Genomic DNA, 15367 nt, shown 5'->3' on the forward strand with positions numbered 1-15367 from the left:
AAAATCCTCCAATAAATGTTATTCTTGTTCCATTTTACGTGAAATATAAACCATAGATAATGTGGTAAATACGTACGCTTGGATGGCTCCAATAAATACAGAAAAGCCTTGCCAAATCATGGCTAATGGCATTGCGCCAATAAATGTCACAGCGCCAACGCTTTTGGCAACAGTTCCAATAAGTGCAAGAAGTACTTCACCGGCAAAAATATTACCGTAAAGACGTAGTGACAATGTTAGGAAGTTGGTAAATTCTTCCAGAAGGTTAATTGGTAGTAAAAACTTTACCGGTCTCGCATAATTGGATAAATAACCACCAAATCCAAATTTCTTCACAGCATAATAGTGTGAAAGTAACAATGAAACCGTCGCAAGTCCCATTGTAATCAAAGGATTAGATGTTGGTGACTTAACATATGTGAAACCGTCGATCTTTAGCTGGAAGAATAATCCTAATTGGTTAGAAACAAAAATAAATAGGAATAATACAAACGCGTAAAGATTGAACTGTTTACCTGAACCATCTGGCATTGCCGATTTTACAATACCATTAGTAAAATCAATCATCCATTCAAGTACGTTCTGTGCTTTACCTGGTCTCATTGTGACTTTACGAGATAATGCAAACACCAAAATGAAAACAAGGACTGCAGAGACAAGTACTGACAAGTCATTTGCAACATTGAATCTTAAGCCTAAGAAATCAATAAACTTATACTTATCATCCAATAATAACCCTCCTTTCTTCGCTTATTGAAAACAATTGATACCACAAAATAATAACACTAAATTTTATATATTCAAACAATGAAATTCTTATTTTGTCCCAAATAATCTGTCTCCAGCATCACCTAAACCTGGGAAAATATAACCACTGTCTGTAATCTTTTCATCTAGTGAAGCAGCGTAAATATCAACGTCTGGATGTGCGTCTTGAACTGCCTTAACACCTTCTGGTGCAGCAACTAAGACAACTAAACGCATATGCTTTGCACCACGTTTCTTCAAAGCGTCGATAGCCATATTTGCAGAACCACCAGTAGCAAGCATTGGATCAACGATAAACAATTCACGTTGATCGATATCGCTAGGTAGCTTTACAAAATATTCATGTGGTTTCAATGTTTTTTCATCACGGTACATACCAATGTGACCAACCTTGGCAGCTGGGATCAATTCTAGTACACCATCGACCATTCCTAAACCAGCACGCAAAATAGGAATAACAGCTAATTTCTTACCGGCAAGCACCTTTTGTGTAGATTTGCCCATTGGTGTTTCAACTTCAACATCCTTTAGTGGCAAGTCACGAGTAATTTCATAGACCATTAGTTCACCAATTTCGTTGGCAACTTCACGGAATACTTTTGTACCTGTGTGCTTGTTACGGATAATTGTAAGTTTATGTTGGATCAATGGGTGGTTCAATACTGTAAATTTAGACATTTTAAATCTCCTTAGTTTTTGTAATGTGCATTGCCTGCTGATTTATTCAAACGGTTGCTGTATGCAACTCCATGACCTTCATCAGGAAATCCTTGAGCCAAGATGTAATCCATATGGTCAACATCCAATTGACGCAATCCTGCAAATAATTCTTTGGAAGCGCTATAAACATCATCACCTAAAGAAAAAGTGGTGATGTTTTCAGGTACTTCTTTTAGAATTGCATCAGTTGCTAAAACTCCTAACGAAACATCCTTTTTGCTGTATTCAGCAATCGCTTCTGGAAAGTCTTTGACGTCATCAACAATAATGACTTGAGCGCTTGGTGCATAGTGCTTGTACTTCATCCCTGGTGCCTTTGGAACTTCTGTTGCAGTTACTTTATGATGATCTGAATTGACATTGTCGATAACCTTCAATAGATCATCCGAGTCAATCATCCCTGGACGCAAAATCGTTGGTACATCAACAGATAAGTCAATGACCGTCGATTCTACCCCCAATTTAGTTGGACCATCATCCAAAATAGCTGCAATCTTGCCATGTAAATCGTGGTAAACATGTTTTGCTAAAGTTGGACTAGGCTTGCCACTTGTATTAGCAGATGGACCCACAATTGGTTTGCCAAAAGTTTTAATAAGATCCAAAGTTGCCTTATTGTTAGGCATTCTAAAAGCAGCAGTCGTCAGTCCCCCTGTAACTGCCTTAGAAAGTTTTCCAGGTTGTATTGGCATAATGATTGTCAATGGACCCGGCCAAAAAGCCTTCATCATCTTCTGGGCCAAAGGTTTGTAGCTGTTGTCGGCATATTCCCAGACCATTTCTGGACTAGCAACGTGGACGATCAAAGGATTGTCACTTGGACGTCCTTTAGCAGCATAGACATCTTTGACTACATCAGGTCTTGTCGCGTCAGCACCTAAGCCATAGACAGTTTCAGTTGGAAAAGCAACTAATTGTCCTTTAGCTAGGAAATCTGCAGCTTCTTGAATCTGTGTATTCTCTAGTATCTCAGTTTCCAATACTACATCTCCTTTTTAGCTTTTAGATATCGGTAATTCCCACTTATATCTTTATGAAATTCTACAACATAATTAGGTAAATTATCACGAAAAATCGCTTTTATTGCGTTTTTTTGTCGAAAACCGAACTCCATGTACAAAATACCATCATCAGAAAGATAATTATCGATCTGTTGCGTAATATTCTCATAGAATTCTAACCCATTATCCTTTCCATATAAAGCCAAATCCGGTTCAAATTTAATAACACTTGGATCCATGTCTTTTTTTTCGTCTTCAGCAATGTATGGTGGATTGGAAACAACAATGTCAAATTTTTGCGGATCGATTGCTTTGAACAAATCGCTTTGCTTAAAGAAGACATTATTCGTTTGATAATTATCGGCATTCAACTGTGCCACTTGTAGAGCTTCTTTTGAAATATCAGTCGCCAAAATATCATCTTCGGGGAATTCAATTCCCAAAGTTATCGCAATTATTCCTGAACCTGTTCCAATATCACAAATTGTTAAATTCTTCTTTGGATGCTCATCAATAATTTGTTGGACCATTTCTTCAGTATCATTTCGTGGAATCAGTACGTTCTCATTAACAGAAAAGTTGCGATCCATAAAATATGCGTATCCTAAAATATATTGCACTGGCTCATCCATCCCTAGACGCACCAAACCATCACGAAATTTTCGCATAATGTCAGCTGGAACTTCATCGTTACGATGTAATTGCAATTGGGTATAGTTAAAGCCACTTAACTCTTCCATTAAGTATTGTGCATCTTCAGGAAATTTATTTTGGCTCTTTAACACAGAAAAAGCCCTTTTCAGGGCGTTAGAATAGCTTAGCTTCTCCACTTTGAATTTGCTCCAACTTTTGAGCTTGATCATGAACGATCAAAGCATCAATTATTTCTTCTAAATCACCATTCATAATACGGTCAAGTTTATTCAAAGATAGACCGATACGGTGATCGGTAACACGATTTTGTGGATAATTATAAGTTCTAATACGTTCAGAACGATCACCAGTACCAACAGCAGATTTACGTTGTTCATCGTATTCACTTTGATTTTGCGATTCATAGTAATCGTAAACACGAGACTTCAAAATTTGCATTGCTTTTTGACGGTTTTGTTGTTGTGAACGTTGATCTTGCATGGCAACAACGATACCTGTTGGCAAGTGGGTCATACGAACAGCAGATGAAGTTTTATTGATATGCTGACCACCGGCACCAGATGAACGATAAACATCAGTTCTAATGTCTTTTGGATCGATATCAATATCTACTTCATCGTATTCAGGCATAACCGCTACAGTAGCAGTTGATGTGTGAACACGGCCTTGTGATTCAGTTGAAGGAATACGTTGTACACGGTGAGCACCATTTTCAAACTTCAGTTTTGAGTAAACTTTCGTTCCGGTGATCATGACGGCAACATCCTTGTAACCACCAACTTCAGTGTCAGTTTCATCAATGATGTCAAAGTTCCAGCCTTGTTTTTCAGCGTATTTACTGTACATAGTCAATAAATCTGCTGCAAACAAACTAGCTTCGTCACCACCAGCGGCACCACGAATTTCCATGATAATATTCTTATCGTCATTAGGATCTTTAGGAAGCATCAACAAAGTAATTTGATGTTCAACTTCATCAATTTCTTTCTTGGAACTTTCTAATTCATCTTTGGCCATTGCTTCCATTTCTGGATCATCAGTTTCACGAAGAATCTCGTCACTATCACTGATACTTTGTTTTAATTCTTTGTAATGCTTGAAAGCAGCGACAACTTCACGCATATCAGCTTCTTCTTTTGAATAAGCCATATAACGCTTTGTATCGTTGATAACTTCAGGGTCACTCATTAGTTCTTGAAGTTCTTGATATCTTTCAAGCAATGTTTCTAGTTGTTCAAATATTTTATCCAACTCAACTATCCTTTCTTATTATTAATTTTCATCAAGCATTGGAGGATGGTTATAGTGACGACGGCAAACTGGGTAATACATTTCATTGCCACCAATCACAACCTGTTCACCATCATAAACTGGTTTACCATTAGCCATACGCATATTCATTGTAGCTTTTTTTGTACAGAACCAGCAAATTGTCTTCATTTCTTCCAATTTATCCGCGTACAACAAAAGATACTTTGTACCTTCAAATAACTCATTTTTGAAATCATTCTTCAAACCAAATGCCATAACGGGAATACCTAAGTCGTCAACAACTTGGGTTGCTTGTAAGACTTGGTCCTTAGTCATGAACTCACATTCATCAATCAAAACGCAAGATGCATTGGGATTTTCTTCTTTAACGATTTCATAAACGTTGGAATCATCTTTCAAAGCAATCGCATCACGATTTAAACCCATGCGACTTTCAATTTTTCCATGTCCAGAGCGAGTATCCAAAATACTAGTCATTAAGATAACTGACTTACCTTGTTCTTCATAGTTATGGGCTACTTTCAAAATCTCAATCGATTTTCCACTATTCATAGCACCATATTTAAAAAATAATTGAGCCAAATTTACGCCTCCAAAAATATGTCCTTCAAGATTATAACGAAAAAAATGGCTCTTGAACACAGCAAAGATTTCCCATTTTCAATCAAAAACGGATAAAATATAGTTCAGGTATGATAATATATTTTTAATTAATTCAATTTGGGGTTTTTATTAATGACATTTAAATCAAGTATAGCAACAATTACAGGTAAAACATCATATTTTATTTTAAGCAAATTTTTTAATGGCGGTTCTTCATATCCGGGAAAAATTGCTTATAAAATCGATCCAGATATTTTGAAAAGTCTTGGTAAGGATTACGATTTGATTGTCGTTACGGGTACAAACGGGAAAACTTTGACGACATCTTTGATCAATAAAATGTTGATTCAAAAATATAACGACGTCTTAACTAATCCAACTGGTTCCAATATGATTCAAGGAATCGTTACTAGTTTCGTTACACATCATAAAACAAGCAAGAAACCTTTAGCTGTTTTGGAAGTTGATGAGGCTAACGTCCCTATCATTTGTAAGTACATCAAGCCAAAATATTTCGTCTTAACTAACATTTTCCGTGATCAAATGGACCGTTATGGGGAAATCTACACTACTTATCAAAAAATTGTCGATGGTATCAAAATGGCGCCTGATGCCACAGTTATTGCCAATGGCGATGCTGCTATCTTCTCTTCAAAAGATCTACCTAACAAGTTTATCTACTATGGTTTCAGCGACAAAGGGCATGAAAATGAAGACTTCAAAGCACCAACAAATACTGATGGTGTCTTGTGTCCTAAATGTAATCACATCATTCACTACCACATGATCTCTTACGCTAACCTTGGTAGTTACTTCTGTCCTAACTGTGGTTTCAAACGTCACGAATTGAAATATCAAGTTACAAATATTTCAACTTTGCTTCCTAACAAAACTGAATTTGAAATCGATGGCAATAAATTCACTATGAACATCGGTGGAAAGTATAATGTTTATAATGCTTTAGCTGCCTATGCAGTTGCTTCAGAAATGGGCATCAGTGTTGAACAAATGCAAAAAGCCTTTACCTACGATGAAAAGGTCTTTGGTCGTCAAGAAACTATCAACGTTGATGGCAAAGACGTCAATATCATCTTAGTTAAGAATCCCGTTGGCTTGAATCAAGTTATTGAGACTGTGCTCAGTGACAAAGAACCTTATACTTTAGCATTCTTGCTAAATGCTAACTATGCTGACGGAATCGATACTAGTTGGATCTGGGACGCCAATTTCGAAGATTTTGACTATGATAAATTGCCGCTAGTTATTACCGGTGGTAAACGTGTCAAAGATGTTACTTATCGTTTCAAGATTGCCGGTTTGGATATGAAGAAAAATAAAGAAACTGTTGAAATTGAAGACTTCGTTAAAGAAATACCAAATATTCCAACAGATAAAATTTACGTCTTAGCAACTTATACAGCCATGCTCAGTCTACGTAAGAGTCTAATGGAAAAAGGATATATCAAGCAAAAATAAAAGCAGCCTAACGGCTGCTTTTTTATTTGCTCTCATTTAAAAAAGAATTCAAAATCGTTTCTCGACGTTCCAAAAAAATCTGATTGTGTTCAATTGGGTGAACTCGATTCGTCAAAACGACCATTGCATTTTGGTGTTGATAATCTAAGGCAATGAAATGTCCTGTATATCCGGTGTGAAATAAGACGTGTCCTGATCCATCAGGTTTAACATCCCATCCTAATGAACGTCCCGGATTTAACTCCGTAAAATTGTGATACAAAAATTTCTTATCCGGTTTCAACATGTCTTTGGCAAATTTCATGACATCATCTAAACTTGCAAACATCCCAGCTGAACCACAACGTTTTCCTAATTGACGAGCTTTAGGATCATTGGGTACACCACAAAGCATTTGACCATTAACTTCATACGTTGGAATGCATTTTTGGGGATCAGGTTCAAAAGTAGCATCTTTTAAGCCCTTTGGTTCAATAATGTATTTCATAATCGCATCTTGAACTGGCATATGATAAATTTGTTCAATTATCAAACCTAGAAATATCAAACCGGTATCAGTGTATACGACTTTTTTATTGAAGGTGTCAGTCACTGGCAACTTGATCAAGGCCTGGATCAACTGGTCGCTATCTAAAGAATCCCGATTAGGAATATAGCCATGGATTCCTGAGGTATGCGTCAATAAGTGAAATAATTCAACCCGATCATCCGAAAAATTCGGCAAATATTTTTTAATTGGATCGTGCAAAGCAAGCTTTTTTTCATTTATTAATTTAATAATCAACGGAATTGTTCCCATAACCTTCGTTAAAGAGGCTAAATCGTGCAATTCTGTGCCTCTAAGCGATTTTATTTCAGGACGCCATTCCTTATCACCATAAATATATTTATTCGTCTGAGAGGAGTTTATAAAGCCAAAACTGACTCCTGGAACGACTTGTTTATTAACTAAATCAATAATTTGAGCTTTGGTTTCTTCAAAATTTGCCATGGTTACCTCTCCTACTAAAAAAAGAACGTGTCATAAAAACACGTCCTAATTATAAAGCTTATATTTTTACATTGCGACATTTCCAGCAAATTGTGAATTATAAAGATCAGCATAAAAACCATTCTTTGCCATAAGTTCTTTGTGATTACCAGTTTCAACAATTGAACCATGATTCATCACAATGATCTTATCAGCATCTTGAATAGTTGAAAGTCTGTGAGCAACAACAAAACTTGTCCGATTCTTCAATAGACGTTCCATTGCATGTTGAATGTGCAATTCAGTTCTCGTATCAACTGAACTAGTAGCCTCATCCAAAATCAAAATTTCTGGATCAGCAACAAAAGCACGAGCAATAGTGATCAACTGTCTTTGACCTTGAGAAATATTAGAAGCTTCCTCGTTAAGAACTGTGTCATAACCTTGTGGCAATTGACGAACAAAGTTATCCACGTGGGCAGCTTTAGCAGCTTCAATGATTTCTTCTTTAGTAGCATCTTCACGACTGTACTTCAAGTTGTCATAAATACTACCAGTAAAGAGCCAAGTATCTTGCAATACCATTGCATAGTGACTTCTAACTTCTTCACGAGTCATATTACGGACATCTCTACCATCTAGCTTGATCGAACCTCCGCTAACATCGTAGAAACGTTCTAGCAAGTTGATGATAGTAGTCTTACCAGCACCAGTAGGTCCAACAATGGCAACCATCTCACCTGGTTTGACTTCAAGATTGTAGTCTTTTAATAGGATTGGGCTACCTTCATAACCAAATTTAACATGATCCAAAGTAACCTTGTCATCAGTCTTCACGTCTGGTACATCAACTTTGGTGTCTTCCATTTCAGGTTCATCCAAAATTTCAAAAACACGTTCTGCTGAAGCAATTGTTGCTTGAATCGTATTAGTCAAGTTAGCTAGTTGGGCAATTGGCTGTGAAAATTGATTCATGTATTGTAAGAAGGCTTGAATATTACCAAGAGAAATTCCACCATTGGCAACTTGAATACCACCATACATAGCCACGAAAACATAACCTAAGTTGTTCAAGAAGTTCATCATTGGCATAACGATACCAGAGATCAGTTGAGCTTTCCAAGAAGCCTTGTACAATTTAGTATTTTCTTTTTCAAATTCTTCAATTGATTCTTGTTCGTGATTAAAACTCTTAACAACAACGTGTCCAGAATAATTTTCTTCAACCTGGTTGTTCAAAAGACCTAAGGAATTCTGTTGACGTTTAAAGAATTTTTGTGATTGTGGCGCAATAATTCCAACTACGATCAAACTTAATGGAACAGTTGCTAAAGCAATCAGAGTCAATTTCCAACTAATCGTCAACATCATCCAAATGATACCAACAAAGGTAACTGAACTAGTTACTAATTGAGTCAAACTTTGTTGTAAAGTACCAGCAATATTATCCATATCGTTGATGGCACGAGACATGATATCACCATTAGAATGAGAGTCATAATAGCTAATTGGTAATCTTCTCATCTTACCCTTTAAATCACGTCTTAATTTGTAAACAGTCCGTTGAGAAATTCTCGTCATAACGAATTGTTGAATAAAGTTAAATAATGCTGAAGCCAAATACATCAAAATAACGATGAAAATGATGTGTTCAATCTTGTCAAAATTAATTGGCAAACCATTGATCTTAAAACCAGCTTTTTGCTGTGCTATACCGGTCATTAAACCTTTATAAATCTCAGTAGTAGCTTCACCCAAAATCTTTGGAGTCTTAATCTGGAAAACAGCTGAAGCAATGGCCAAAGCCAAAACAACAATGATTCCGACCACATAAGTCGACATGTATTTTGCTAAACGACCAGTAGTCTTCCAGAAATTCTTAGGTTTGACAACAATATTAGGCCCACGACCAGGACCATGACCGTGTCCTACTGAAGGTGATTGTGTTTCATTCTTCTTTTCAGCCATTACTTATCCTCCTTCAGTTGAGATTTAATAATTTCTTGATAAGTCTTATTATTCTCTTTCAATTCTTGATGAGTACCTAATCCGACCATCTCTCCGTTATCCAAAACAACGATCTGATCAGCATCAGCAACTGTTGAAATACGTTGTCCGACAATAACAACAACGGCTTGACTAATTTTTTCATCATTTTTCAAAGCTGTTCTTAAATTCAAATCAGTCTTGAAATCAAGCGCTGAGAAGGAATCATCGAAGACATAGATTGAGGCATCTTTAACTAACGCACGCGCAATTGCCAGACGTTGTTTTTGACCACCAGAGAAATTATCTCCACCTTGTTCAACTTCACCATCTAATTGTCCGTCTAATTCTTTAACGAAATCAGCGGCTTGGGCAATTTCTAGTGCATGCCAAATCTCATCATCAGTCGCATTTTCCTTACCATAGGCCATGTTTTCACGAATAGTTCCCTTGAAAAGAATTGCCTTTTGCGGAACCATTGAAACTTGGCTGTTGATATCTTCAGTACTCAAAGCCTTGACGTCAGTTCCATTGATACTTACGACACCTGTTTCAGCATCATAGAATCTAGGAATCAAGTTGATCAAAGTACTCTTACCAGAACCAGTACCACCGATAATAGCCAAAGTTTGACCTTTAGTAACTTTGAAATTCAAAGTATTCAAGGCTAGTCTTTCAGCACCATGGTATCTAAAGTTAACATCATTAAAGCTCAATGATGGTTCATCCTTTAATTTGGCAGGTTTTGCAACGACATCGATCTTACTCTTAGTTTCAAAAACTTCTTGAATACGAGCAGCAGATGCAGAAGCACGTGGTACGAAAACGAATACCATTGAAAGAATCATAAAACTCATTAAAATTTGCATAGCGTAAGTCATGAAAGCAATCATATTACCAATTTCCATTGATTGATTAGCAATATAATGTGCTCCTAACCAAGTAATACCAACATTAGTTCCACTCATAACTAATGTAACAACTGGAAACATAACGGCAACGATACTAAATACTTTGACGGCATTGTTAGTATAATCTTCGTTAGCTTCCTTGAAACGATCTTGTTCGAATTGATCTTGTCTAAAAGCACGAATAACACGTACCCCAGTCAATCCTTCACGAAAGACTAAGTTCAAACGATCAGTTTTCTTTTGCATAGCCTTAAACAATGGCACAGCAAAGAACATGACTAATCCAACGATAACGATTAAAACTGGAATTGAAATCAAGAAGATTTTTGTCATTTCAGCATTTTTTTGGTAAGCCATGAAACTCGCACCAATCAACATAATCGGTGCCATGATCATCATTCTCAACATCATAATCATTACGTTTTGAATTTGAATAACATCATTAGTTGTTCTAGTCGTTAACGATGATGTTTCGAACTTGTCGAATTCATCGTGCGTAAAGTATAATATTTTCTTAAATAAATCGGATCTTAACTTCCGACCCAAACCTTGTGAGGCTTGTGATGCCATCAAAACATTTCCAAAAGCGGCAATGGCTGTTATCAATGAAACGACAACCATTTCAATACCGGTATGTATGATATAATCCGTATCACCAGTAATTACACCTTTATTGACAATGTCTGATGTAAGATTAGGAATATATAACGTTGCAACGACTTGGAAAATCATAAAAATGACCGCAGCAAGTACTTGCCAGTTATTAATCCGACCTCTAGCAATCTTAAACATTTATTCACTCCCTTTAAAATTGACTAATAGCATTATAGTATTAAAGCACTAATCATCAAAAAATTCTAATAATTATCCCAATAAAGGTGGTATTTTAATGAACAATACAAAAAATACTTATCATCCTATAAAAGTTATATTTCATATTATAGCCTTTTTGGCATTATTTTTAATGGAACAATTACCGTTAAGTGTTCTGACTTTGACCAAAAAAGAATTGGGCACCAAATATTCATCCTACATTAAAATGGCTCCTTTGGTAACCTTAATTCTATTGATAATTGGCGCAACTGTCATTCTTTTGACCTTCAAAAAAGCCCAAAAGTTCCCCACTTCTAGCTTTACTAAGAGTACTTGGATTATCATAGTAATTGCAACCGTTTTAACTTTTATTATTAATATTGTAACGTTGCCCTTTATGAAAAGTAGCAATGAAAACGTTGAAGCATTACAACTAGTGGCTAATAATAGCATGATTATTTTAATAATATTTACTATTTTTGTAGCACCGATACTAGAGGAAATTCTTTTTCGGGGAATTTTTATGAACTGGTTCTTCGTTGATCATCCCCTAATTTCTGTCATTGTCAGTGGCGTGATTTTTGGTTACGTTCATGCACCCTTTAGCAGCAACACTGATTGGTTTTACGCGCTATCAAAAATTTTACTGGGAATCGTCTTAGCTGGCGTTTACTATCGAACTAAAAATATTAAAGCTAATATAACTGTTCACTTCTTGAATAACTTTCTAGCTATTTTGGCAGGGGCAATTGCTTCAGGGGTGATCCTTCTATGAGAAACAATAAAAAGAAATTTAATGAAATCTATCAAGATTTACTCCGCAAAGTTGTTATGTTTGGTGTTTTATCAATGCTCCTATTAGCTAGTGCACGAGTAACTGGTTGGATAATTATGGAATATGCTGGATTTGTTAGCGCCATTTATACAATTATTTTGATTGGTATGATGGTCTATGTCCTAATTATTAAGACTAAGGACGAGAATAATCGTAAAAAACGATAATTCTTATTGACAGATTTACCCAATTACGGGTAAAATGATGAGTGTTGTTTAATTGCCCGTTGGTCAAATGGTTTAAGACGCCACCCTCTCAAGGTGGAGTTATGGGTTCGATTCCCATACGGGTGATTTGAGAGATTTCGTTAGCTGTTATATCGGTTGAAAAGACTGATATAACAGCTTTTTTGTTTTTTAATTCTATTTTTCATTCGACTAAATTCATAACTCAGCTTAGTCAAAAGCTTAGTCAATTTCTATTTGCTTTCAAGCCTACTTTTAGTGAATAATTATATTAACAAACATTAAGGAGGCTACGAACTATGAGTTTACTAGACGGACTACTCGGTAACGCAACTAATGTCGATCAAGACGCTATCAAGCAGGAATTAAAAGATGTTTTAATCCCCAACGAAGAGGTGGACTTAGCCTTTAAATTAGTTCGCGATTTAGTAGTTTTCACTAACCACCGATTAATCGTTGTCGACAAACAAGGCGTCACGGGCAAAAAAGTTGATTACAAAACTTTTCCTTATAAAAGCATCTCCCGATTTTCTGTCGAAACTACTGGTCACTTCGATTTAGATGCCGAATTAAAAATTTGGATTTCCGGTGCAGTTGAACCGGCTCAAGTACTTCAATTCCGAAAAGACAATAGTATCACTACAATTCAGAAGGCTTTGGCAACTGCAATTTTACTTTAAAGTGTTATGATACAAAAACAAGTAAAATTATTTTCAAAAAATGAGGGAACAAAATGAACCAAACTATTGAAAACTTAATCAAACACGTATCAGTGCGGGATTTTAAAGATGAAACTATTAGTGAAAATACCAAAAAAGAATTAATTGAAGCTGCACAAAGTGGATCGACTTCTGAATTCGTCCAGGCTTTTTCAATTATTGAAATCACTGATCCTGATTTACGCAACCAATTGTCAGATATCACTATCAGTTCACCACACGTCAAAAAAGCTGATACTTTTTATATTTTTGTGGCTGATCTTAATCGCCAAGCTACAATGCTCAAACAACACAACCAAAGTTTAGATAGCATCAAGAATATGGAATCGTTACTAGTCGCTACCGTAGATACTACGATTGCAGCCCAAAATATGGCCGTTGCTGCAGAGTCCATGGGCTTGGGTATTTGTTATATTGGAAGCATTCGTAACAATATCAAACAAGTTGCTGAATTACTAAATCTTCCTAAATATACTTTCCCACTCTTCGGAATGACTATTGGAGTTCCTAAAGTACTTAACCAAACTAAACCTAGACTTCCAATGTCAAACCGAGTTTCCAAAAATACTTATGATAGTCAACTTTTCAATGATTTATCTACCTATGATAAAGAAGTAAAAGATTATTATTCCAATCGAAAGACTAATCCTCAAGATACAACTTGGACTGAAAAAAACTTAACCATTTTCAATCACGTCCACCGTCCAGAAGTTGCCGATTTTTTGTTGGAACAAGGCTTCTCACTTCATTAAATTATAAAAAGCTATTTCCGGATCATCACTGGAAATAGCTTTTTTCAAAATATTTACAAAAAAATTACACAACTTTACATTAATTGAACAGAAAATATACACTCTTTCTATATTATCTAATCATAGAAATAAATAGTGGGTGTTTATTATATGAATAATTTAGGTGATATCTTAAGAGAAACTCGACAACAACAACAATTATCGCAAAGTGAAATTTCCGAAGATATTTGTTCACAATCGACTCTCTCAGAAATTGAACACAACAAATATATTCCCAATACGCAACTACTGATTAATCTTTGCGAACGATTAGCAGTTGATTTTGACGATCTTTGTTTGGTAGGAAGTTTTCAAATTTGTCGCGAAAAATATTTCAACCAAAAAGCTGCTAGTTTTTACCACAAACGAAATTATCAGCAATTACAAGCTTTTTTGAATCGCCCTACTGTTTTAGAAATGGTTCAAAACGACCAACAAACACAGGCCTATTACTTTTATTTGGCATTGTGTTCATTACATCTTGACCGAGGATTTGACAAAGCCAAGGAATATCTTAAATTATCTTTAGCATGTTCAACCAATGGTCGTAAACAATCAACCTTAACTAGGTTGGGCAATATCACTCTAGCTTATGTTTATGCTCAGCAAGGGCTCAAGACCTCGACTTTTGATCAAATTAAATTAGCATTCCGTCATCTTGAAAAATCAAATTATGATGAGAATTTGATTTTGCTGTTTTATATCGCTGCATTATCCTATTTTCATATTTCTAAGTTTGATCTAGCTATTCAGACCTTAGAAGAAGGCATTAAATTCGCTCTTTCCAATAATTCGCATTCCATGATGATCAATAGTCTCTACTTAATGGCAAATATTGCCGAAATGGTTAAAGAAGAAAACGTCGGTCTAACAATTAAAAGCTATAACATTTTCAATTCTTTTATCAGACAGCCGCTTTATGAAGAAGCTACTTAATGAAATCGATTTCTAAAGATTAGTCTTCTAATGATATAATCCAATTAAAGGCGGTATAAAAATGGATGATATTGAATTACTAATCGAAAAATTACAAGCAATTGCCCAAACTGGTAAACATTACAGCAAGGACGTCTTCGATCGTGAACGATATGACCAATTAGAAGATGTCTCAAAGCAATTAATTACTAAATTAATTAAGAACTCTTCTCAAAAACAGCTAGATATTTTCTTTGATGCCGATACCGGTTACGTTACACCAAAAGTTGATATTCGAGCAGCAACATTTAAGGATAATAAAATATTACTTGTTCGTGAAAAAAGTAGCGGCGAGTGGTCAATTCCTGGTGGTTGGGGTGACATTGGCTATTCTGCAGCTGAAATTGCTGTCAAAGAAACATTTGAAGAAGCCGGAATCAAGGTCAAGCCTAAACGTATGATTGCTATCAAAGATATGCAAAAAAACCACTATCCTAAGAAAAATCTCAATTACGTCTACAAATTATTTTTTGAGTGCATCCCTACAGAAGACGATATTCACAGTGGCGTGGAAACTTCCGATGTTAAATATTTCACCTTAGATGAAGCATTAAAATTAAATCTATCTTTAGCTCGAAATATGCCTGATGATTTCAAACGTGCTTTTCAATGTCATAAAGCTGATATTTGGGAAACTTACTTCGACTAAAAAATGTCTAACTGAATTTTGATAATTTCAGTTAGACAT

At 35.7% G+C, this 15367-nt stretch carries 16 protein-coding genes and 1 tRNA gene; 8 read left to right on the plus strand and 9 right to left on the minus strand.

The features are described from left to right. Positions 1 to 18: 18 nt before the first annotated feature. The 6 genes from atpB to FFM65_RS06630 all read right to left on the minus strand — a co-directional run bounded on the left by atpB (position 19) and on the right by FFM65_RS06630 (position 4997). Positions 19 to 729: a F0F1 ATP synthase subunit A gene (gene atpB, locus FFM65_RS06605; protein ID WP_059074478.1), complete on the minus strand. Its 711-nt coding sequence runs from the start codon at positions 727 to 729 to the stop codon at positions 19 to 21. A gap of 87 nt (positions 730 to 816) precedes the next feature. Then, the gene (gene upp, locus FFM65_RS06610; RefSeq protein ID WP_059074479.1) at positions 817 to 1446 is read right to left on the minus strand and encodes a uracil phosphoribosyltransferase; all 630 of its coding nucleotides are present in this window, start codon (positions 1444 to 1446) and stop codon (positions 817 to 819) included. An 11-nt stretch (positions 1447 to 1457) separates the two neighbouring features. Continuing rightward, on the minus strand, positions 1458 to 2468 hold the full coding sequence (locus FFM65_RS06615; protein WP_119318386.1) for an L-threonylcarbamoyladenylate synthase: 1011 nt from the start codon (positions 2466 to 2468) through the stop codon (positions 1458 to 1460). Positions 2469 to 2470: 2 nt separating this feature from the next. After that, positions 2471 to 3352: a peptide chain release factor N(5)-glutamine methyltransferase gene (gene prmC, locus FFM65_RS06620; RefSeq protein WP_255311490.1), complete on the minus strand. Its 882-nt coding sequence runs from the start codon at positions 3350 to 3352 to the stop codon at positions 2471 to 2473. Next, the gene (prfA, locus tag FFM65_RS06625; protein ID WP_119318384.1) at positions 3297 to 4394 is read right to left on the minus strand and encodes a peptide chain release factor 1; all 1098 of its coding nucleotides are present in this window, start codon (positions 4392 to 4394) and stop codon (positions 3297 to 3299) included. The genes prmC and prfA overlap by 56 nt, the downstream gene beginning before the upstream one ends. 21 nt (positions 4395 to 4415) lie before the next feature. Then, the gene (locus FFM65_RS06630) at positions 4416 to 4997 is read right to left on the minus strand and encodes a thymidine kinase (RefSeq protein WP_119318383.1); all 582 of its coding nucleotides are present in this window, start codon (positions 4995 to 4997) and stop codon (positions 4416 to 4418) included. Positions 4998 to 5150: 153 nt separating this feature from the next. Here FFM65_RS06630 and FFM65_RS06635 point away from each other — a divergent pair, with 153 nt between their 5' ends. Beyond that, positions 5151 to 6494 (plus strand): Mur ligase family protein, encoded by a 1344-nt coding sequence (locus FFM65_RS06635; RefSeq protein ID WP_119318382.1) that lies wholly within the window; start codon positions 5151 to 5153, stop codon positions 6492 to 6494. Positions 6495 to 6516: 22 nt separating this feature from the next. Here FFM65_RS06635 and FFM65_RS06640 read toward each other — a convergent pair whose 3' ends face one another. The 3 genes from FFM65_RS06640 to FFM65_RS06650 all read right to left on the minus strand — a co-directional run bounded on the left by FFM65_RS06640 (position 6517) and on the right by FFM65_RS06650 (position 11153). Then, entirely contained in the window at positions 6517 to 7485 is a 969-nt protein-coding gene (locus FFM65_RS06640) for a serine hydrolase domain-containing protein (RefSeq protein WP_119318381.1), read from the minus strand. A gap of 66 nt (positions 7486 to 7551) precedes the next feature. Next, the gene (locus FFM65_RS06645; RefSeq protein WP_119318380.1) at positions 7552 to 9432 is read right to left on the minus strand and encodes an ABC transporter ATP-binding protein; all 1881 of its coding nucleotides are present in this window, start codon (positions 9430 to 9432) and stop codon (positions 7552 to 7554) included. Further along, positions 9432 to 11153, minus strand: coding sequence for an ABC transporter ATP-binding protein (locus FFM65_RS06650; RefSeq protein WP_119318379.1), 1722 nt, complete (start codon positions 11151 to 11153; stop codon positions 9432 to 9434). The genes FFM65_RS06645 and FFM65_RS06650 overlap by 1 nt, the downstream gene beginning before the upstream one ends. Before the next feature lie 97 nt (positions 11154 to 11250). On the opposite strand from FFM65_RS06650, the gene FFM65_RS06655 reads away from it, so the two are divergent. The 7 genes from FFM65_RS06655 to FFM65_RS06685 all read left to right on the plus strand — a co-directional run bounded on the left by FFM65_RS06655 (position 11251) and on the right by FFM65_RS06685 (position 15328). Beyond that, positions 11251 to 11949: a CPBP family intramembrane glutamic endopeptidase gene (locus tag FFM65_RS06655; protein WP_119318378.1), complete on the plus strand. Its 699-nt coding sequence runs from the start codon at positions 11251 to 11253 to the stop codon at positions 11947 to 11949. After that, complete coding sequence (locus FFM65_RS06660) at positions 11946 to 12176, plus strand: hypothetical protein (RefSeq protein WP_119318377.1); 231 nt, start codon at positions 11946 to 11948, stop codon at positions 12174 to 12176. Before FFM65_RS06655 ends, FFM65_RS06660 begins: the two co-directional genes overlap by 4 nt. 53 nt (positions 12177 to 12229) lie before the next feature. Beyond that, positions 12230 to 12302: transfer RNA gene (locus tag FFM65_RS06665), tRNA-Glu, on the plus strand. A gap of 191 nt (positions 12303 to 12493) precedes the next feature. Continuing rightward, a complete protein-coding gene (locus FFM65_RS06670; RefSeq protein WP_119318376.1) occupies positions 12494 to 12874 on the plus strand; it encodes a PH domain-containing protein in 381 nt (126 codons plus the stop codon). Between the two features lie 53 nt (positions 12875 to 12927). Next, the gene (gene nfsA, locus FFM65_RS06675; RefSeq protein ID WP_119318375.1) at positions 12928 to 13665 is read left to right on the plus strand and encodes an oxygen-insensitive NADPH nitroreductase; all 738 of its coding nucleotides are present in this window, start codon (positions 12928 to 12930) and stop codon (positions 13663 to 13665) included. A 150-nt stretch (positions 13666 to 13815) separates the two neighbouring features. Beyond that, the gene (locus FFM65_RS06680; protein WP_119318374.1) at positions 13816 to 14640 is read left to right on the plus strand and encodes a helix-turn-helix domain-containing protein; all 825 of its coding nucleotides are present in this window, start codon (positions 13816 to 13818) and stop codon (positions 14638 to 14640) included. 61 nt (positions 14641 to 14701) lie between these two features. After that, complete coding sequence (locus FFM65_RS06685) at positions 14702 to 15328, plus strand: NUDIX hydrolase N-terminal domain-containing protein (protein WP_119318373.1); 627 nt, start codon at positions 14702 to 14704, stop codon at positions 15326 to 15328. The last annotated feature ends 39 nt before the right edge of the window (positions 15329 to 15367 follow it).

It is taken from the genome of Companilactobacillus formosensis (assembly GCF_005405305.1).
Lineage (GTDB): Bacteria > Bacillota > Bacilli > Lactobacillales > Lactobacillaceae > Companilactobacillus > Companilactobacillus formosensis.

Excerpts from the sequence above, each read along its gene's own strand:
- upp (WP_059074479.1), bottom strand. The coding sequence starts at position 1,446 with ATGTCTAAATTTACAGTATTGAACCACCCATTGATCCAACATAAACTT.
- prmC (WP_255311490.1), bottom strand. The coding sequence starts at position 3,352 with ATGATCAAGCTCAAAAGTTGGAGCAAATTCAAAGTGGAGAAGCTAAGC.
- FFM65_RS06635 (WP_119318382.1), top strand. The coding sequence starts at position 5,151 with ATGACATTTAAATCAAGTATAGCAACAATTACAGGTAAAACATCATAT.
- FFM65_RS06640 (WP_119318381.1), bottom strand. The coding sequence starts at position 7,485 with ATGGCAAATTTTGAAGAAACCAAAGCTCAAATTATTGATTTAGTTAAT.
- FFM65_RS06645 (WP_119318380.1), bottom strand. The coding sequence starts at position 9,432 with ATGGCTGAAAAGAAGAATGAAACACAATCACCTTCAGTAGGACACGGT.
- FFM65_RS06650 (WP_119318379.1), bottom strand. The coding sequence starts at position 11,153 with ATGTTTAAGATTGCTAGAGGTCGGATTAATAACTGGCAAGTACTTGCT.
- FFM65_RS06655 (WP_119318378.1), top strand. The coding sequence starts at position 11,251 with ATGAACAATACAAAAAATACTTATCATCCTATAAAAGTTATATTTCAT.
- FFM65_RS06660 (WP_119318377.1), top strand. The coding sequence starts at position 11,946 with ATGAGAAACAATAAAAAGAAATTTAATGAAATCTATCAAGATTTACTC.
- FFM65_RS06670 (WP_119318376.1), top strand. The coding sequence starts at position 12,494 with ATGAGTTTACTAGACGGACTACTCGGTAACGCAACTAATGTCGATCAA.
- nfsA (WP_119318375.1), top strand. The coding sequence starts at position 12,928 with ATGAACCAAACTATTGAAAACTTAATCAAACACGTATCAGTGCGGGAT.
- FFM65_RS06680 (WP_119318374.1), top strand. The coding sequence starts at position 13,816 with ATGAATAATTTAGGTGATATCTTAAGAGAAACTCGACAACAACAACAA.
- FFM65_RS06685 (WP_119318373.1), top strand. The coding sequence starts at position 14,702 with ATGGATGATATTGAATTACTAATCGAAAAATTACAAGCAATTGCCCAA.